This window comes from Hymenobacter sp. BT491 (assembly GCF_014349165.1).
In the GTDB taxonomy this organism is placed as follows: Bacteria; Bacteroidota; Bacteroidia; order Cytophagales; family Hymenobacteraceae; genus Hymenobacter; species Hymenobacter jejuensis.
In genome coordinates, this window is record NZ_JACSJJ010000001.1 from 117,336 (window position 1) to 135,594 (window position 18,259).

19 protein-coding genes and 1 pseudogene are annotated in these 18,259 nt (G+C 56.3%); 17 read left to right on the forward strand and 3 right to left on the reverse strand.

The window, feature by feature from the left end; all coding sequences use genetic code 11:
* The first annotated feature begins 54 nt into the window (after nucleotides 1-54).
* Nucleotides 55-789 (forward strand): hypothetical protein, encoded by a 735-nt coding sequence (locus H9I52_RS00525; protein ID WP_187452221.1) that lies wholly within the window; start codon nucleotides 55-57, stop codon nucleotides 787-789.
* A gap of 203 nt (nucleotides 790-992) precedes the next feature.
* On the opposite strand, the gene sucD is transcribed toward H9I52_RS00525, so the two are convergent.
* Complete coding sequence (gene sucD, locus H9I52_RS00530) at nucleotides 993-1,886, reverse strand: succinate--CoA ligase subunit alpha (protein WP_139514666.1); 894 nt, start codon at nucleotides 1,884-1,886, stop codon at nucleotides 993-995.
* Between the two features lie 184 nt (nucleotides 1,887-2,070).
* On the opposite strand from sucD, the pseudogene H9I52_RS00535 reads away from it, so the two are divergent.
* Nucleotides 2,071-3,045: pseudogene (locus tag H9I52_RS00535) on the forward strand (PLP-dependent cysteine synthase family protein); the annotation flags it as partial.
* Between the two features lie 47 nt (nucleotides 3,046-3,092).
* A complete protein-coding gene (locus H9I52_RS00540) occupies nucleotides 3,093-3,518 on the forward strand; it encodes a response regulator (protein WP_139514664.1) in 426 nt (141 codons plus the stop codon).
* A gap of 137 nt (nucleotides 3,519-3,655) precedes the next feature.
* Here the strand turns inward: H9I52_RS00540 and ade are convergent, their stop codons facing one another.
* Entirely contained in the window at nucleotides 3,656-5,308 is a 1,653-nt protein-coding gene (gene ade, locus H9I52_RS00545; RefSeq protein WP_187452222.1) for an adenine deaminase, read from the reverse strand.
* Nucleotides 5,309-5,393: 85 nt separating this feature from the next.
* On the opposite strand from ade, the gene H9I52_RS00550 reads away from it, so the two are divergent.
* From H9I52_RS00550 to H9I52_RS00580, 7 genes are all read left to right on the forward strand, one after another.
* The gene (locus H9I52_RS00550) at nucleotides 5,394-5,555 is read left to right on the forward strand and encodes a hypothetical protein (protein ID WP_165699308.1); all 162 of its coding nucleotides are present in this window, start codon (nucleotides 5,394-5,396) and stop codon (nucleotides 5,553-5,555) included.
* 119 nt (nucleotides 5,556-5,674) lie between these two features.
* Nucleotides 5,675-6,070 (forward strand): hypothetical protein, encoded by a 396-nt coding sequence (locus tag H9I52_RS00555; protein ID WP_187452223.1) that lies wholly within the window; start codon nucleotides 5,675-5,677, stop codon nucleotides 6,068-6,070.
* A gap of 190 nt (nucleotides 6,071-6,260) precedes the next feature.
* The gene (locus H9I52_RS00560) at nucleotides 6,261-6,608 is read left to right on the forward strand and encodes a hypothetical protein (RefSeq protein WP_165699306.1); all 348 of its coding nucleotides are present in this window, start codon (nucleotides 6,261-6,263) and stop codon (nucleotides 6,606-6,608) included.
* On the forward strand, nucleotides 6,605-7,348 hold the full coding sequence (cmk, locus tag H9I52_RS00565) for a (d)CMP kinase (RefSeq protein ID WP_139514660.1): 744 nt from the start codon (nucleotides 6,605-6,607) through the stop codon (nucleotides 7,346-7,348). The genes H9I52_RS00560 and cmk overlap by 4 nt, the downstream gene beginning before the upstream one ends.
* A gap of 54 nt (nucleotides 7,349-7,402) precedes the next feature.
* On the forward strand, nucleotides 7,403-8,287 hold the full coding sequence (locus H9I52_RS00570; protein ID WP_187452224.1) for a 4-hydroxy-3-methylbut-2-enyl diphosphate reductase: 885 nt from the start codon (nucleotides 7,403-7,405) through the stop codon (nucleotides 8,285-8,287).
* A gap of 72 nt (nucleotides 8,288-8,359) precedes the next feature.
* Complete coding sequence (locus H9I52_RS00575; RefSeq protein ID WP_139514658.1) at nucleotides 8,360-8,905, forward strand: DUF502 domain-containing protein; 546 nt, start codon at nucleotides 8,360-8,362, stop codon at nucleotides 8,903-8,905.
* 113 nt (nucleotides 8,906-9,018) lie between these two features.
* The gene (locus H9I52_RS00580; RefSeq protein WP_187452225.1) at nucleotides 9,019-9,828 is read left to right on the forward strand and encodes an alpha/beta fold hydrolase; all 810 of its coding nucleotides are present in this window, start codon (nucleotides 9,019-9,021) and stop codon (nucleotides 9,826-9,828) included.
* Nucleotides 9,829-9,832: 4 nt separating this feature from the next.
* Here H9I52_RS00580 and H9I52_RS00585 read toward each other — a convergent pair whose 3' ends face one another.
* The gene (locus H9I52_RS00585; RefSeq protein WP_187452226.1) at nucleotides 9,833-10,399 is read right to left on the reverse strand and encodes an O-acetyl-ADP-ribose deacetylase; all 567 of its coding nucleotides are present in this window, start codon (nucleotides 10,397-10,399) and stop codon (nucleotides 9,833-9,835) included.
* A 175-nt stretch (nucleotides 10,400-10,574) separates the two neighbouring features.
* Between H9I52_RS00585 and H9I52_RS00590 the strand changes: the two genes are divergently transcribed.
* From H9I52_RS00590 to H9I52_RS00620, 7 genes are all read left to right on the forward strand, one after another.
* Nucleotides 10,575-10,877, forward strand: a complete 303-nt coding sequence (locus H9I52_RS00590; protein ID WP_165699305.1) for a 2TM domain-containing protein — start codon at nucleotides 10,575-10,577, stop codon at nucleotides 10,875-10,877.
* Between the two features lie 92 nt (nucleotides 10,878-10,969).
* Nucleotides 10,970-12,091, forward strand: coding sequence for a PQQ-dependent sugar dehydrogenase (locus tag H9I52_RS00595; RefSeq protein ID WP_222940384.1), 1,122 nt, complete (start codon nucleotides 10,970-10,972; stop codon nucleotides 12,089-12,091).
* Nucleotides 12,092-12,173: 82 nt separating this feature from the next.
* Entirely contained in the window at nucleotides 12,174-12,650 is a 477-nt protein-coding gene (locus H9I52_RS00600) for an ATP-dependent zinc protease (protein WP_187452227.1), read from the forward strand.
* 63 nt (nucleotides 12,651-12,713) lie between these two features.
* Nucleotides 12,714-13,661 (forward strand): 30S ribosomal protein S6--L-glutamate ligase, encoded by a 948-nt coding sequence (rimK, locus tag H9I52_RS00605; RefSeq protein ID WP_187452228.1) that lies wholly within the window; start codon nucleotides 12,714-12,716, stop codon nucleotides 13,659-13,661.
* Between the two features lie 168 nt (nucleotides 13,662-13,829).
* Nucleotides 13,830-14,885: a succinylglutamate desuccinylase/aspartoacylase family protein gene (locus H9I52_RS00610; protein WP_139514652.1), complete on the forward strand. Its 1,056-nt coding sequence runs from the start codon at nucleotides 13,830-13,832 to the stop codon at nucleotides 14,883-14,885.
* Between the two features lie 121 nt (nucleotides 14,886-15,006).
* Complete coding sequence (locus H9I52_RS00615) at nucleotides 15,007-15,648, forward strand: OmpH family outer membrane protein (protein WP_187452229.1); 642 nt, start codon at nucleotides 15,007-15,009, stop codon at nucleotides 15,646-15,648.
* Nucleotides 15,649-15,849: 201 nt separating this feature from the next.
* Nucleotides 15,850-18,246, forward strand: coding sequence for a TonB-dependent receptor (locus tag H9I52_RS00620; RefSeq protein WP_187452230.1), 2,397 nt, complete (start codon nucleotides 15,850-15,852; stop codon nucleotides 18,244-18,246).
* The last annotated feature ends 13 nt before the right edge of the window (nucleotides 18,247-18,259 follow it).

Here is an 18,259-nt window from a genome sequence, read left to right on the forward strand (position 1 = left end):
CAACGAAAATTCGATCTTATCGTTTTGCCCTCATCCTTCGCCCGCCGTTCAAGCATGATTTTTCGCCTCCGCTACCTTTCGCTGTTTCTGCTGCCTTGGCTCGCCAGCTGCTCGTCTCTGTATTTTCCGCCGCCGCCGCAGGTGCCGTTGTTTACCCAAAAGGGCGAGTTTAGCGGCGGCATTCACACCGATTGGAGTAGCAATACCTCGTTGCAGGGCGCGTATGCCGTAGGCGAACACATCGGCGTGATAGGCGACGCCTCTTTCCTGCATTCCAACAAGCGCAAAAAAGCCGAAGACTTTGATTTCGGCGAATTCGGCGCCGGCTATTTCACGCGCATCCGCGACCGGCGCGTGCTGGAATTTTACGGCGGCTATGGTTTTGGCAAATCCAAGCGCGTGGAGCGCGACAGCCGTGCCGGTGATGTAAACTTGAGCGTGCAGGGCAACCTGATCAAGTACTTCCTGCAAGCCAACTACAGCTCGAAAGAAAGTACGACCTGGCACTTTTTCGACCGCGACTGGCCCGTCAGTTACGGTACCGCACTGCGCCTGAGCTACATGCAACTAACTGATGTTAAGATAAATAACGCCTATCATGAGCCGGAGGATAATATTTTCCTGGAGCCCATTACCTACACTCGGGTGCAAGTGCTCGGGCCGGTGCAACTACAATTAATCAGCGGCAGTAACTTCGGCCTGCGGCACCGAAAATATCTGAAAGCGGCTAACTCAGTGTTCCAATTAGGAATCGTGGTGAACTTAGGCGGACAGGAAGGGAAGCGGTAAAGCGTAGCAATTTTGGCGCTGTAAGGTCGCATTGCACGCACCCTTCGTTGAACGGAACGAGCCTCATTTGCCGACATTGTTAACAACGGCGGGCGTCTGCAAGGCGCCCCAACTGTGCTAGCTCTCTTATCACTGCACTCATTTAACAACAAAAAAGCCCCGACGTGAGCCGGGGCTTTTTCGTATTTAGAAAAGCAAAAAGCTTACGCTTCTACTTTGTCGCCTTGCAGCACGCGCAGCATTGTATCGCCGATTTCGGCCGGCGAATCCACTACGTGGATGCCGCACTCGCGCATGATGGCCATTTTGGCAGCAGCAGTATCATCGGCGCCGCCGACGATAGCACCAGCGTGCCCCATGCGGCGGCCGGGAGGCGCCGTCTGGCCCGCGATGAAGCCCACAACCGGCTTCTTGTTGCCGGTTTCTTTGATCCAGCGAGCTGCTTCGGCTTCCATGCCGCCGCCGATCTCACCGATCATCACGATGCCCTCGGTTTCGGGGTCGTTCATGAGCAGTTCCACGGCTTCTTTGGTGGTCGTGCCAATGATTGGGTCGCCGCCGATGCCGATAGCCGTAGTCTGGCCCAAGCCGGCTTTGGTGAGCTGGTCAACTGCTTCGTAGGTCAAAGTGCCTGATTTAGAGACGATTCCAACGCGGCCTTTCTGGAAGATGAAGCCGGGCATGATGCCTACTTTGCATTCGCCAGCGGTCATTACGCCGGGGCAGTTTGGCCCGATCATGCGCAAGCCGTCGCGGCCTTTCAGGTATTCCTTCACCGCAATCATATCCTTGGTCGGGATACCTTCCGTGATGGTGACAATGACTTTGATGCCGGCGTCGGCCGCTTCCATGATGGCGTCGGCCGCAAAAGCCGGGGGCACGAAGATGATGCTCGTGTTGGCGCCGGCTTGCTCTACCGCCTCAGCCACAGTGTTAAACACGGGGCGATCGAGGTGCCGGGTGCCGCCTTTGCCGGGCGTCACGCCACCCACTACGTTGGTGCCGTACTCAATCATTTGCTGGGCGTGAAACGAGCCTTCGGAGCCGGTGAAGCCCTGCACAATCACTTTGGAATCCTTGTTGACCAGAACACTCATAGGAGAGGGGTTAGAGGATAATTCGGTTTGAGGTGGGAAGTGCGACGGCCTCGCTGGGCTGCCGACCCACAAAAGTAGCCTTTTTTGGGCCCGCGGCAAGACCCGAATTTGCCGGGTTCGAGGGTGCTCCAAAGGTAAATTCGTACCTTTGCGGTCCTCTCTTACAAACCGCCCACCCAACTCTATGTATCTGAATCACATAGTCGAAGCCATTGGCAACACGCCGCTCGTTAAGCTCAACAAGGTAACCGAAGGCATTCGGGGCACTGTGCTGGCCAAGGTCGAATACTTTAATCCCGGCAATTCGGTAAAGGACCGTATGGCCTTCAAGATGATCGAAGACGCCGAAAAAGCAGGTCTCATCAAGCCCGGTGGCACCATCATCGAAGGCACCAGCGGCAACACCGGCATGGGCCTTGCGCTGGCTGCCATTGCCAAAGGCTATAAGTGCATCTTCACGATGAGCGACAAGCAGGGCAAGGAAAAGCAGGATATTCTGAAAGCCGTTGGTGCTCAAGTGATTGTGTGCCCCACCGACGTGGCGCCTACCGATCCGCGCTCGTATTATTCGGTGGCCCGCAAGCTGAACGCTGAGATCCCGAACTCGTTCTACCCCAACCAGTACGACAACCTCTCCAACACGGCGGCCAACTACGAAAGCACCGGCCCCGAAATCTGGACGCAAACCGACGGCAAAGTGACGCACCTTGCCTGCGGCGTGGGTACGGGCGGCACCATTTGCGGCATCAGCCAATACCTAAAGGAGCAAAACCCGAACGTGTTTGCGCTGGGCCTCGACACCTATGGTTCGGTCTTCAAGAAGTATAAAGAGACGGGAATTTTCGACGAAACGGAGATTTACCCCTATAAAACCGAAGGAATCGGGGAAGATATTCTGCCTCAGAATGTTAACTTTGACCTGATCGACATGTTCCTAAAAGTTAGCGACCAGGACGCCGCCGTCATGACTCGGCGATTGGCCAAGGAGGAAGGTCTTTTTGTGGGCTGGTCGTGTGGTTCGGCGGTGCACGGGGCGCTGGAATACGCCAAAGAGCATCTGAAAGAAGACGATATATTGGTGGTTGTGCTGCCCGACCACGGCACTCGCTACCTCGGCAAAATCTACAACGACGACTGGATGCGCGAGCAGGGCTGGTTATAGCCTCTGTTAACCGGCACGACGTCCTCACTTACAGCTTTATAACAATGACCAGAAAGCTCCGCAACGTGGTGTTGGTGGATGATAACGAAACCACCAGCTTCCTGAACAATCGTCTTCTGAGCCGTTTGGGCGTCGCCGATCAAGTGCTGACCTTTTCTCAGGCTGAGCAGGCATTCGATTTTTTGTGGGGTGCCGGCCGCGACCAATCCCATACCGTAGCGACGGACGTCCCGGAACTGGTATTCGTCGATCTGAAGATGCCGGGCATGGATGGCTTCGAATTTCTGAAGCTCTACAGCGCTCTCCCGCAGGATGTAAAGCAGAAAACGGTTTTGGCTGTGCTCACAACGTCCATGCACTCCGCGGATACCATTCGCGTAGCCCAGCACGAAGGCGTGGAGTACCTGGCCAAGCCGCTCACGGAAGAGAAGATGCAAAAGCTGCTAAAGAAGCGCTTCAACGAAAACTAATACGGTAACCGTCGATACAAAAGGCCGCTACTCTTCAGAGTAGCGGCCTTTTGTATTCGTATAATTCGGGGTTTAAAAGATTTTAGTGTTATTCACAAGTAATTGATTGATAATTAGTTGTGAATGATGATAGTTGTCTATACAACAGCATCTACAAACTGAAACGCTTCGCCGTCGAAGAGGCCTTTGTCGCTGAGTTTCAGACTCGGAATTACCAGTAACGCCATGAAGGACAACGTCATAAAGGGCGCTTCCAACGGGCTGCCCAGCTTTTTGGCCAGCGCATCGACGGCTGCGTAGAGCTTGGCTACTTGATAGCCATCGTGGTTCGACATCAGGCCGGCTACGGGCAAGGGGAGCAGCAACTCTTCGCCATCGGCCCCGACGGCCGCTAGGCCGCCTTTGGCCTCAATAACCAAGTTTACGGCGCGGGCAATGCTGTCGTCGTCGCAGCCGACGGCCGTAATGTTGTGCGAATCGTGGCCCACACTCGAAGCCAACGCCCCGGATTTCAGCCCAAACCCAGTGATAAAGGCCACCGCCGGTGGTGCCGTCGCGTAGCGATTGACGACGGTGAGCTTGAGCACATCCTGCGCAACATTGGGCACAACCAGGCCTCCGATGATGGAGGCTAGGATGTCTTGCCTTTTAGTAATTAATTGACCATCAAAGCATTGTATCACACGGGTGGTGGCTACTTCGGCCGGTGCCTTCACTTGGAAGTCGGCAGCAGTGAGGGGTTCAGCCTCGAAGTTATTGACCACTTTGCTGGGCACTGCCGAAATCAAGGTGGTGCCATTTTCAGCCACTAACTCACCATTGAGATAGGTTTGGCGCACCCGAAATTCCTTCAGGTCCTCGACCACGATAAAGTCGGCGGGGTCGCCTTCGCGGAGCAGGCCCACCGGCAGGCGGTAATGCAGCACCGGGTTCAGGCAAGCTACGCGCAGGACCTTCAATACATCCTGACCGCGGGCCACCGCGCGTTGCACCAACTGGTTGATGTGGCCCAGCACGAGCGTATCGGGGTGCTTGTCGTCGGAGCAGAACATCATGTGTTCGTAATGCTCTGGCAATAAATCAATTAACGCATCGAAGTTGCGCGCGGCCGAACCTTCCCGAATAAGGATGTGCATGCCGCAAGCCAGTTTGTCGAGGGCTTCGTCGGCAGTGAAACATTCGTGGTCGGTGGTGATGCCGGCTGCGGCGTAGCGGCGCGCCTCGTCGCCGCGCAGGCCGGGCGCGTGGCCATCGACAGGGCGGTTGTAGCGCTGAGCCAACTCAATTTTGCGACGTACATCCGGATCGTGGTGCAGCACGCCGGGCCAGTTCATCATCTCCGCCAAGTAGCCGATGGCCGGGTTCTGAAATAACTGCTCGATATCCTCGGCCGTGATAACTGCCCCAGCCGTTTCGAAAGGCGTAGCGGGTACGCAGGAAGGCGCCCCAAAACAGAACTTGAAGGGTACATGTTGCGCGTTTTCCAGCATGTATTCCACACCCGCCACGCCCAGCACATTGCCTATTTCGTGCGGGTCGGAAACCGTGGCAACGGTACCGTGCGTGACCGCCAAGCGGGCAAATTCGGCGGGCACCAGCAGCGAGCTTTCCACGTGCACGTGCGCGTCCACGAAGCCGGGCAGCGCGTAGGGCAGCGCCGGGTCGGGTGTGGCTGCGCCAGTAGGCTTGATGCTGCGGATCTGGCCATCCGCTACGTGAATCTCGGCTGGCGATATCGTACTGTTAATCAGATCGATATAGTTGGCGCGCAGGTGAAATTTGGCAGGCATAAGCTAGGAAGCGAGCGGTGTAAAATGGGTGTTGCTGAACAGCAGGCGGGTAAAGAACCTTATATTTGCGGGAAAACCCATAGCCGTGAATAAGATTGTAACGATGCTGTTGGCTGCTGCGCTCTTGGGCACCGCAATGGCTTCTACGAGTTGCGCCCGCCGCACGACGCAAGAGCGCAAAACGCGCGCATTTCAGCGCCACCACAAGCCCGGCGATCGTATGCCTTGTCCCACGCACGATTGCTAAGTTCTTGTAAATAAATAACTTGTGAAACGGCTGAGCTTGCCTGCGTAACAGAGTTAAATTCCCTGAGGCAATTTATTCGCCTGATTTGGGAGAGCAGTCCGTTTCCTCTTCATTACTACATGCCCGATTCATCACCTCTTGCGCAACTACAAGCCGCGGCCGAAGCCGTGCGGCGGCAGTTGAATCTTGCTGCCTATGATGCGCAGGCTGTGCAACACTTGGCGCAATTCATTGAAAGCCAGCGGCCCAGCATCAAGGACGCCGAGCGTGAAGGAGTCATTAATGCCTTGGGTTGCTTCTTGGGCCAGTGCATGGTCGAAACGTATAAGGGTGAATGGGCTACCGGCCCCGACAAAAGCACGGGCGTGGGCATCAACGGAACCCATTTTTTCAATCCCTTTTACCGTGTGTCCCAGCAACTTAACCGTGGCTTGTCAGAATCGGTGGCGGTCTTTTTTACCGGAATTCCAGCCCTTTTGAGTAGCCCTATACAGCGTAAAAACTGGATTAAATAGTAACTTTCGGATAAAATTTGAATTTTACCACGCCGGTTATTTAACTTTCTATTCCACCCGCCACCCTATTGTTTCACTTTGTGCCCGCCTCGCGACGGGTACTGATGACGTTTGTGCCGTGGAAGAGCTAAGAAGTGCCGCTGAGGCCGTGCGACAAAATTTAAATATTTCTGCCTTCGATGAAGCCGCTGTGCGCGCATTAGCAGAATTTATTGAGAAAGAGCGTGTTAACGCCAGCCCTGCTGACCGAGCCGCCGTAATTAATGCGTTGGGCTGTTTTTTGGGTGAGTGTATCGTCCGTAGCTTTGGCGGCCAATGGAACCGCGATACGGCCGGAGTGGTGGGAGTGCAGCTTGGGGCAGGCACTTTCATTAACCCCTTCTGGTACGTGGAGCGGCAGTGGCTGTACAAGCTGTCGGATGTAATTACCGGCCTGTATGCGTCCATACCATTGCGGGTGGCTGGAGGGGAGGAGCCCCGTCGGCGCCGCACTTGGATACCTGTGCCCTTGCCGCCTCAACGAATCGTAGCAACATGAAACAAATCGTCATTGCCATAGATGGCTACTCCTCGTGCGGAAAAAGCACGACGGCCAAAGCAGTGGCCGCCGAACTAGGCTATGCCTACATCGACACGGGAGCCATGTACCGGGCAGTGACGCTTTATTTGCTCGAACGGCAAATTGCCTTCGACGACCTGCCGCGCATTGAGCAGGCGCTACACGACATTCACATCTCGTTTAAGCGCAACCGCCGCACGGGCCGCAACGAGCTGTGCCTCGACGGTGAAATTCGGGAAGACGAAATCCGGCAGATGCGCATCTCCAATTCGGTGAGCGAAGTGTCGGTGATTCCGGCCGTGCGCCACGCGCTGGTGCGCCAACAGCAACGCATGGGCCGCAAGCGCGGCGTAGTCATGGACGGCCGCGACATCGGCACGACCGTGTTTCCCGATGCCGAAGTGAAGGTGTTTATGACCGCCGACGTACTGACGCGCGCCCGCCGCCGACAAGAAGAGCTGGCCCTGAATGGAGAATCGGTAGAACTAGACGATATTGTAGAGAACCTACGCAAGCGCGACCACATCGACTCAACGCGGGCCGAAAGTCCGCTGCGTCGCGCGGCGGATGCCGTATTGCTGGACACCACGCACATTACGATCGACGAACAGGTCGATTTTGTGCTGGAACGCGTTTCGGCCGTTCTCTTCTCGCCTGCGACGGCTTTGCCATCGTATGAGGAAGAAGGCGAACGTAATGGCAGCAATACTGTTATCTAGAATTAGGGCGCGAAAGTTGCTGCCAACTGCACGTCTTGTCTATTGAGAGAGTCCATGAACGTCACTATCGATAAAAATTCCGGCTACTGTTTTGGGGTCGAATTTGCCATTCAGATGGCGGAGGATGAGTTGGAGCACGAAGAAACCCTGTATTGCCTCGGCGATATCGTGCACAACCGTATGGAGGTAGAGCGCTTGCACGGCCTAGGGTTGCGCATCATCGACCGCGAACAACTGGCCGAACTGCACGATTGCAAAGTGCTGATTCGGGCCCACGGCGAGCCGCCGGAAACTTACGAGCTGGCCCTGCGCAACAACTTGGAGCTAATCGACGCCTCGTGCCCGGTGGTGCTCAAGTTGCAAAACCGCGTGAAGCACGCCTACGATACCTCGACCCGGCAAAATGGCCAAATTGTCATTTATGGCCAGCCCGGCCACGCTGAAGTAACCGGCCTGACTGGCCAGACCGGCAACCGCGCCATCATCGTGATGACCGATTCCGATCTGGATCAGATTGATTTTACGCGCCCCGTTACGCTCTTCAGCCAAACGACCAAAAGCACCGCCGGTTTCTACCGCATGAAGCAACTCATCGAGGAGCGCATCGCGGCGGCCAAGGGCGAGATAGCTTCCTTCGACGCCAACGACAGCATTTGCCGCCAAGTAAGTAACCGCGAGCCCGCCTTGCGCAAGTTTGCCGAGCTGCACGATGTGGTAATCTTTGTGAGCGGACGTAAAAGCTCCAATGGCAAGGCGTTGTTCAGCGTTGTGAACCAAACGAATGCCCGCAGCTATTTCATTGAGAATGAGCAAGAACTGCAAACCGAATGGTTCCTGGGGGCTCAGTCGGTGGGCATTTGCGGCGCTACCAGCACACCTATGTGGCTTATGCAGCGCGTAGCCGATCACATTGAGCAAGTTGCGCTGGAAGTCGCGTAAGCGTCTGGCAATCCTACTTTTTGTTACTTGCCCGGCCGTTATCGGCTGGGCTTTCTTTTGCTTTCTCGTTTCATGCGCCAGTATTTCAACTACTTCCTCAACGGCTTCCTCATCGTCGCGCCCATCGCCCTGACGATATACATCCTGTACGCGAGCATTCGGTGGCTCAACAACCTGTTTAACTTCTACGACATTCCCGGCTTGGGGCTGCTGCTGGCCATTGTGGCCATCACGGTCATCGGCTACGTGGCCAAATCCTTCATGGTGCGGCCCTTCTTGATCATCACCGAGCGGCTATTGCACCGCACGCCGCTGGTCAGCATTATCTATTCCAGCCTGAAAGATCTATTTGACGCCTTTGTAGGTGACAACCAGAAGTTTAACTGCCCTGTGCTGGTGCGCATCAACGAAGAAGCCCACTGCTACAAAATGGGGTTTGTGACGCAGGATAGCATGGCCGCCATCAACCAAGAGGCCCTACTGGCCGTGTATTTCCCGCACTCCTACAACTTCTCCGGCGAGCTGGTGCTGGTGCCCAAAGACAACGTAACCTACTTGGAGCTGCCCAGCAGCGAGGTAATGAAGTTTATTGTTTCGGGTGGTGTATCAAGGTTATAAATGCTTGACAATCAAATACTTATATAATAGTAATTTGAACATTTATAGCGCCGTGAAAACGGCGCACGTATAAGGAGGCACCATAAGTATTTGCGCTCCTTACCCATATCAGCATGTTCGTGGAAGCGGGCCGGACCCGACTGCATTACCAACGCTATGGTACTGGGCCGCGGGCCGTATTGGCCTTTCATGGCTACGGGCAGGGCGAAGGCCACTGGCGCGGCATGGCCGCCATCTTGGGCTCTGACGTCACGTTGTACGCTTTCGATCTGTTTTACCACGGCCAGAGCCAGCTGGCCAAAACCGATGCGCCCCTTACCAAAAAGCGCCTGAGCGAACTGCTGGGCCAATTTCTCAAGGAGAACGACGTGCAATCGTTTGGCTTACTGGCGTTTAGCATGGGAGCCAAATATGCGCTTACGGCCGCCGAGTACTTTCCGGAACGCGTAGAGCAGATCTGGCTGATTGCCCCAGACGGCATCCGGACGCAGTTTTGGTATTCGCTGGCGACGTATCCGCCGTGGATGCGCGGTGTGTTGGGGCGGGCCGTGTTGCGGCCACAACGCTTGTTGCGCTTCTTGGATGTGCTTCAGGAGCGGCGCCTCGTCAATACGAATCTGGTGCGCTTTGCCCAATGGCAGCTCGATAGCCGGGAAAAGCGCTTGCGCGTGTACCGTAGCTGGGTGGGGTTTCGCAAATTGGTGTTCGATCTGAAACACCTCGCGGCCATCCTGAACCGCCGTCCGACGCCGGTTACCTTTTTTCTGGGCAAACACGACCGCGTTATCCCGCACGCCGGCTTGCAGGAATTCATCAGGTCACTGACCAATGCGCACACCGTATTGCTAGACGCCGGCCACGCCGGCCTGATCTACGATGTGGCGGCCTACCTCCGCCGCCGCCCCGAAGAGGTGCGCTGGTAAAAACTCAGCGCTTCAGCTCCCGCTCGTAGAGGCGATAACTTTCACTGTCGAAAGTGACAAATACAATCGTCTGTAAATCAACATTTTGCTCTAAGAACAGCCGGACTTCGCGAACCGCGATGCCGGTGGCTTCGGGCTTCGGATAGCCATAAACGCCGGTGCTGATGCCAGGAAAAGCAACGCTGTCTAAGCGGTGCTCGGCGGTGAGTTGCAGGCTATTGCGATAGCAATTGGCCAGCAGTTCTGGCTCGCCTTTGCGGCCGCCATTCCAGACCGGCCCCACGGTATGAATGACAAAACCGGCGGGAAGCCGCCCGGCCGTTGTGATGACGGCTTCGCCAGTGGGCAAGCCGTTGGGATAAGCGGAGGCACGAACTGTCTTGCATTCTTCCAAAATCTCGGGGCCGCCAACGCGGTGAATGGCACCATCGACCCCGCCTCCGCCCAGCAGGGAGGAGTTGGCGGCGTTGACAATCGCGGCGGTATCAATCTGGGTGATGTCGCCTTGGTGCAGCAGAATGCGGCCAAAGCGTTGGGCAGTGGCGCGCCAGTCGGGGAGGAGAGAAGCCATGAGTCAGGAAGTGGAAAAGACGAGTCATAGAAGTCGGTTGGTCGCTGGAGCGAACGCTTCTTCTGGCGTATTCAACACTTGAGCGGCAAAGGTTGCGGTTTGGGAATAGTAAGATTGGGAAATGCAGTGCCTTCCGCTACTTTTATCTATTGCTAAACCCCTAATAATCATTCTCATGGAAGCTGCCAACCGTGATCCCGAACTGTGGCGCATGGCCAAAGCCCGCGCCAGGTTTAAGTCTCATTTGTTTACCTACCTGGTCGTAAATTCTGTGCTCTGGGTTATCTGGTTTCTGACCAACGATTATTCCGATTGGCATGGTCATGGGCGCCATTTCGACATTCCCTGGCCAGTATGGCCCACCGTATTTTGGGGCTTTGGCGTGCTGATGAACGGGATTCGCGTGTACAGCGACTTCGGCGGTCGGCAATCGGAGCGAGAATACGAGCGGCTGGTGCGCGAGCGAAAAGGCCGTTAAGACAAAGCAAAGGCTTGGAGGTGAGCGAATCTATATGCCTCTCTTGCGCAGGTACACGCAACCTTCCGGCTCGACAGCGGGTTTGAGGCAGTATGATGCGCCGCCTCCTAGCCTTTGCTTTCCTGACGCCCTTGGTCTTTGGCTTCACTACTGAGCTGCCCTCGGCAGCGGCCGATGCCAACTTGAGCAAGATCAAATTGCCCGCTGGTTTCGCCATCAGCTACTTCGCGCAGAACGTGTCCGGGGCTCGTGAAATCACGGTGGGCCCCGATGGCACTGTGTATGTAGGCACGCGCAACGACAAAGTATACGCCCTGCCCGACCGCAACAAAGACGGCCGCGCCGACGAAGTTGTGACCATTGCGACCGGGCTGAATGCCCCCAACGGCGTAGCCGTGCGCAACGGCGCGCTGTACGTGGCCGAAATCAATCGGGTGCTGCGCTACGACAACATTGCCCAGCATCTTAAGCAAAAGCCCAAGTCGGCGGTAGTGTACAACCAACTACCCAGTAAGGAATGGCACGGCTACCGCTACATTGCTTTCGGCCCCGATGGCAAGCTGTATGTGCCGGTGGGCGCGCCCTGCAACTCGTGTCTGCCCGAGGAGCCCATCTTCGGTACCATCAACCGCATGAACGCGGATGGTACTGGTTTTGAGATAGTTGCAAACGGCGTGCGCAACACCGTTGGCTTCGACTGGAGCCCGGTGGATAAAGCCCTCTGGTTTACCGACAATGGCCGCGACAATCTCGGCGACAACGCACCCGCCGACGAACTGAACCGGGCCAGCGGGCCGGGGCTGCACTTCGGGTTTCCTTATTTTTTCGCCGGCGACATTCCCGATCCGGAATTTGGGAAAGGCAAATCGGCAACTACGTACACGAAGCCTGCGCGCAAGCTTGGCCCGCATGTAGCGGCGCTGGGCATGAAATTCTACACGGGCAAGCAGTTTCCGGCGCAGTACCGCAACCAGATTTTCATTCCCGAACACGGCTCCTGGAACCGTAGCAGCAAGATCGGCTACCGCATATCGCTTGTGCGCCTCGACGCCACCGGCAAACAGGCTACCAGCTACGAGACCTTTGCGCAGGGCTGGCTACAAGGCCAGCAAGCGTGGGGCCGTCCGGTATGCCTGCTCCAACTTGCCGACGGCTCCCTATTGGTCTCCGACGACCAGAACGACGCCATCTACCGCATTTCCTACAAAGGCTAGAAAGCTCGCTTCCTTGTTGAGAGGGGGCGAGCTTTTTAGCCCTAACCTCCTCATTAATCTCTGTGGTTTATCTTGCCGTCCGATGAAAAACAAGCGAGTTGCTAAACGTGTTGTGGGGCGGCGGGAGTTGGTTGACTTTCCACAGTTTCAGCTGTGGGGGGTTGAGGCTAAGGTAGATACCGGGGCTTATACCGGCGCTATTCACTGTTCCAACATCAACGTCGAGCAACTGCCCGACGGGCGCGAACGACTGCGGGTGCAGTTTCTTGATCCGTCGCACCCTAACTTTGACGGCCGCCTCATGGAGTTTGATAGCTTTTTATTGCGCGACATCAAAAGCTCCAACGGCGAAGTGCAGGAACGCTACGTAATCCGGACGATCATCCGGCTGTTCGGGGAAGATTTTGACACTGAATTCTCGCTTTCCGACCGATCCGACATGAAATACCCGGTGCTCATGGGCCGCTCTTTGTTGCGGCGTGGGCGCTTTGTGGTGGATGTAGCCCGGCTTCACGTCTCGTACAAAACCGAGGCCCTGCGCAAACAACTTCGTTCCTGACGCATTCTGGCTATCCGACAGCGGCTCCTGCTCTCTTTATTACACTCTCTCAAGTATTTTCTGATGAAACTGGCGATTCTATCGCGTGAGCCGAAGCTATATTCTACCATGCGTTTAGTGGAAGCGGCCGAGCGCCGTGGCCACGAAGCCGTGGTTATCGATCATTTACACTGCAATCTGGTACTCGAAAAAGGCTCACCAGGCATTATATACCAAGGCAAACACCTCAAAGGCTTCGACGCCATTATTCCGCGCATTGGGGCTTCGGTGACGTTCTACGGCTGTGCCGTAGTGCGCCAGTTCGAGATGATGAAGGTGCGCACGGCCGTCGAAAGCCAAGCCATCGTGCGCTCGCGCGACAAGCTCCGGTCCATGCAAATCCTGAGTCGGGCGGGCGTTGGAATGCCCAAAACGGCCTTCACCAACTACTCCGACGAAGTAGTCGAGATGATCAAGCAGGTGGGCGGCGCCCCCGTGATCATCAAGCTACTCGAAGGCACCCAAGGCTTGGGCGTAGTACTGGCCGAAACCGAAAAAGCGGCTCAGTCCGTGATCGAGGCTTTTCATAACCTCAAGGCCCGCATCATCGTGCAGGAGTTCATCGCCGAAAGCAAAGGCGCTGATCTGCGGGCTTTTGTGGTCAATGGCCAAGTAGTAGGGGCGATGAAGCGGCAGGGCAAAGAAGGCGAGTTTCGCTCGAACTTGCACCGGGGCGGCTCTGGCAACCTCGTCAAGCTAAGCCGAGCCGAAAAAGCCGCTGCCTTACTGGCTACCAAAGCGTTAGGCTTGGGTATTGCCGGGGTTGACATGCTGCAAAGCAAACGCGGGCCGCTGGTATTAGAAGTTAACTCTTCGCCCGGTTTGGAAGGCATCGAGAAAGCCACCGGCCTCGACATCGCCGACAAAATAATTGAGTACACCGAACAACTGACTAAGAAGCACAAAGCCAAGATCGCTTCCAAGCACCCTGCCCATCAGCCCGATAGCCAATCGGATGTACCGGCGGTATGAGCAGGCTTGAGAGACGTAATCCATGACTGTTCAAGTATAATTTCTTGTAAATCAAGAAGTTATAATTAATCTGGTAGCAAGGGAATACACAGCAATCGGCAGCGTGCAAGCCGCGGGATGCCGCGTGGATAGGCTAACTGCTTATATTTAACCTTTCCGCGTAGCATATTGGCACCTTCCACTCCTCCTGATAGCATCCATCTCAACGGCCTGACCATCAAGCCCGGCGAGCGGGTACTCACGCGGCTGGTGATCTCGCGGCTGCCTTCCGGTACCGTCATCGATGTGCCGGTGCACGTGTTTCGCTCCACGCAGCCCGGCCCCACGGTGCTGCTCATGGCCGGCATGCACGGCGACGAAGTAAACGGCATCGAAACCATTCGGCGCATGATTCGCCGCGACTTGCTGCGCCCCCTGCGCGGCACGATCATCGCCATCCCGATTCTCAATATTTACGGCTTTCTGAACTTCTCGCGGGAAGTGCCTGATGGCAAGGATGTTAACCGTAGCTTTCCGGGCAATCCGCGCGGGTCGTTGGCCAGTAGGGTAGCGCATCGGTTTACCCGCGAGATCCTGCCGTTGGTCGATTGCGGCATCGATTTTCACACGGGCGGCGCGGCCCGTAGCAATTACCCGCAGGTGCGCTGCCAACTCGGCTACCCCGATAGCGATGCGATGGCGCAGGCGTTCGCGGCGCCGTTTACGCTGAACGCCTCTCTGCGGCCTGGTTCCCTGCGCGAAGCCGCTTTCAAGCAGCAAAAACCCATCATCGTGTACGAAACCGGCGAGTCGTTGCGGCTGGATGAGCACGGCATCGAGTTGGCCATTGCGGGTACGTTTCGGGTGTTGCGCTCGCTCGGCATGGCGGCCGACGCGCCCGCCGCCACGCAGCCCAACGTGGTGTGCATGCGCCACACGTGGCTACGCGCCCGCTTTGCCGGCCTCTTTCGGAGCCACGTGCAGGTGGGACAGTACCTGGAAAAAGGCGAAGTATACGGTAGCGTGGCCGACCCATACGGCGAAATGGCGGTGCGGCTGGAGTCGCCGGTGGCCGGGTATATCGTGGGTATCAACCACATGCCGGTCGTCAATCAGGGCGACGCGCTCTTGCACATCGGCATGGTAAGCGAAAGCGGCAGTCGGCTTAGCCAAGCGCCGCCGTTTGAGGAGAAGCCCAGCGCCCCAGAAGACCTGGACGCGGAAGAAGTCGAGGAAGAGCCGTAAGCCGGCCCACTCAGCCCAGCGAATCGGGTAATTATAGCAGGGCTTGAAATTCTGCGGGCCTTTTTGCGTTTCTTTGAAGGCCAGTTAGTTGGCATTCGTTTTAATTACCCTTTTTCTCCTGATGAACAATTCCCTGCGCCTGATTATCGACGCTGTGCTGGTCATTGCCGTGGCCGTGCTGTTTTACCTCCATTTTGCGGACAAATCTGCCGCTAAAGTCGCCCCCGCCAAGGTGGTTGCTACCAAAACCGACTCGACTGGCACTGTTACAACCGAGCCCTCCACGGCCGTAGTAGCCGATACCGATAAAGTAGCGTTCGTAGTATCGGACAAGCTTTTGGCTGATTACAAAGGCATGCAGGACGCCCGCAAAGCCTTCGAAGGCAAGGCCAAAGGCTGGGAGCGCCAGAACGAAACCTTGGTGCGCAACTTCCAAGCTGCCGTGCAAAAGTATCAGCAGCAGGCTCCTAGCCTCACGCCGGAACAGCGCGCCGCAACCGAGCAGCAGCTCGAAACCCAACGCATTCAGTCGGGGCAGAAGCAGCAGCAGATCCAGCAGCAGGCTCAGGAGCAAGAAGCCAAAATGACCAAACAGGTCCTCGACCGTGTGGACAAGCAAGTAGAAACGTATGGCAAAGCCAACGGCTACCGTCTCATTCTGATTTCGGCGCCCGGCGGCGCCATCGCCTACGGCCGCAAAGACATGGACATTACGGCCGCCGTGGTGAAGTATCTCAACCAAGAATACACCGCCAAGAAATAACCCGTTTCGGCTTGTAAAACGTCGGTAAAAGCGCCTGCAATTCTCCGGAAAGGCAGGCGCTTTTTCTTGCCTGCGCGGTGCTGGTCGCAACCTTTTGGGGCCGCCTTTTACTCCCGCTTGTGAACCGAGGGAAGCCTGGGAAGGAGTTTTATGATTCCTATTTTATAAACAATTGACTTACAACAATTTAACAGTTCGCGTATGAGGCGACTTCTTCGCTCTTTAGTACTCATCTTATGTTTACAACCCGCCGTAGCGAGTGCCCAGCAAGCTGGCAAGCACACCGTCAGCGGCTACGTTCGCGACCAACAAACTGGCGAAAACCTGATTGGCGTGGCCGTCATTAGTCCGGGTTCGGGGCTGGGCACGAGCACCAACACCTACGGCTTCTACTCGCTCACCCTGCCCGCCACCGATTCGGTGCTGCTGCTGGTCTCATACCTGGGGTATGCCAAGCAGAAATGGGTGGTCCCAGCTTCTGGCAACCTGACGCATACCTTTGGCCTACAGCCGCTTACCTCGGAGCTGGCGGGTGTAGAAGTAGTTGGGAGCCGCGAGGAAAAACTTGCGCAGAGCACGCGCATGGGCACCGTCAATATTCCGCTCAACCAGATCAAGGCTGTGCCGGCGTTGCTCGGCGAACGCGACGTACTGAAGGTGCTACAACTGCTGCCCGGTGTGCAAAGCGGCGGCGAAGGTACCAGCGGCCTGTACGTACGCGGCGGCTCGCCCGACCAAAACCTTATCCTGCTCGACGGCACTCCGGTTTACAATGCGTCGCATTTGTTCGGGTTCTTTTCCGTGTTCAATGCCGATGCGCTCAATAACGTGGAGCTCATCAAAGGTGGCTTTCCGGCGCGCTACGGCGGGCGATTGTCGTCGGTGCTGGACATTTCGATGAAGGAAGGCAACCTGAAGGAGTTTCACGGCGAAGGCGCCATCGGCCTGATCGCTTCCAAAATCACGGTCGAAGGTCCGATCAAGCAGGATACGGCTTCGTTCATCTTCTCGGCCCGCCGCACCTACATCGACATTCTGGCCCGGCCCCTGATTTGGGCGGCGACCAAGAGCGCAAGTGGCAGCAGCGCTACCGTAGGCTATTTTTTTCACGATCTGAACGGCAAGCTAAACTGGAAACCGAGCCGCCGCGACCGCTTGTACTTGAGCGCTTACACCGGCTACGATAAGTTTTATGCCCGCTACAACGATACCAATGAGGGGCTGGCCGACCGCGAAAACTCGGGCCTGGGCTGGGGCAACCTCACGGCCGCGCTGCGCTGGAACCACATCCTGACCGATCAGCTGTTTCTGAATACGCACTTCACTTACACGAAGTACCAGTTCAACGTCGGGATTGAGCAGGAAAGCCAGTACCGCGACCCGCAGAACGCCGTGAAGACGGATAAATTCAACTTGCGCTATCTGTCTAATATTCGGGACTTTAGCCTCAAGTCTGATTTGGAATATCTGCCCAGCCCCGACCATTACATTCGGTTTGGCGGGCAATACATTCTGCACTCGTTCAGGCCGGGCGCCTTGCAAGTGAAAGACAATTCTGGCAGCAACGACCTGAGCCGCCTCAACTCGGTGGCGCGCACCATGGCCAACGAAGCGTCGCTGTATGCTGAGGACGATTACCGGGTTTCGGAGCGCCTGAAAGTAAACGGTGGAGTGCGCCTCAACGGGTTTTGGGTCGATCGCACGTTGTATCCGTCGCTGGAGCCGCGCGTGTCGGCCCGCTTCCTGCTCACGGAGGAGTGGGCGCTGAAGGCCGCGTACGCCCGCACGACACAATACATTCACCTGCTCACCAACAGCGGCATTGGTCTGCCCACTGATCTGTGGGTGCCTGCTACGGCGAAGGTCAAACCGCAACGTGCTCAGCAAGTTAGCTTGGGCGCCGCACGTACGCTTCGGCACAAAGGGGAGGAGTACGAGCTGAGCTTCGAAACGTATTACAAGCCCATGCGCAACCTCATCGAGTACCGGGAGGGCGCCAGTTTTCTGGGAACTACCGACAACAACTGGCAGGACAAAGTGACCAGCGGGCAGGGCTGGGCCTACGGCGGCGAGGTCTTTCTGCAAAAGAAAACCGGCCGCACCACCGGCTGGATCGGCTATACGCTGGCCTGGAGCAAGCGCAAATTCCCGGAGCTCAACCAGGGCCGCATCTTCCCTTACAAATACGACCGCCGTCACGACGCCTCTTTGGTGGTGATCCATCATATCAGCCCAACACTCACACTGTCAGGTACTTGGGTGTATGGCACCGGCAACGCCGTTACGCTGTCGCAAGGTCATTTCACGCTGGATGGCTATGGCTATAACCAATTTGACGACTACGGTCCGCGCAACAGCTATCGCATGCGCGCCTACCACCGCATGGACCTCGACCTGAGCAAGACCAAGAAAAAGCGATGGGGCGAAGTCGTGAACAGCTTTAGCCTATACAACGCGTACAGCCGCAAAAATCCTTATTACCTGTTCCTGCAACAAGGCTCCGAAGACGAATTCGGCAACGTAACCCGCAAGCCCGGATACCGCGAAATCTCGCTGTTTCCCATTATTCCGTCGTTCAGTAAGAGCTTTAAATTCTAAGCATTTGATTATA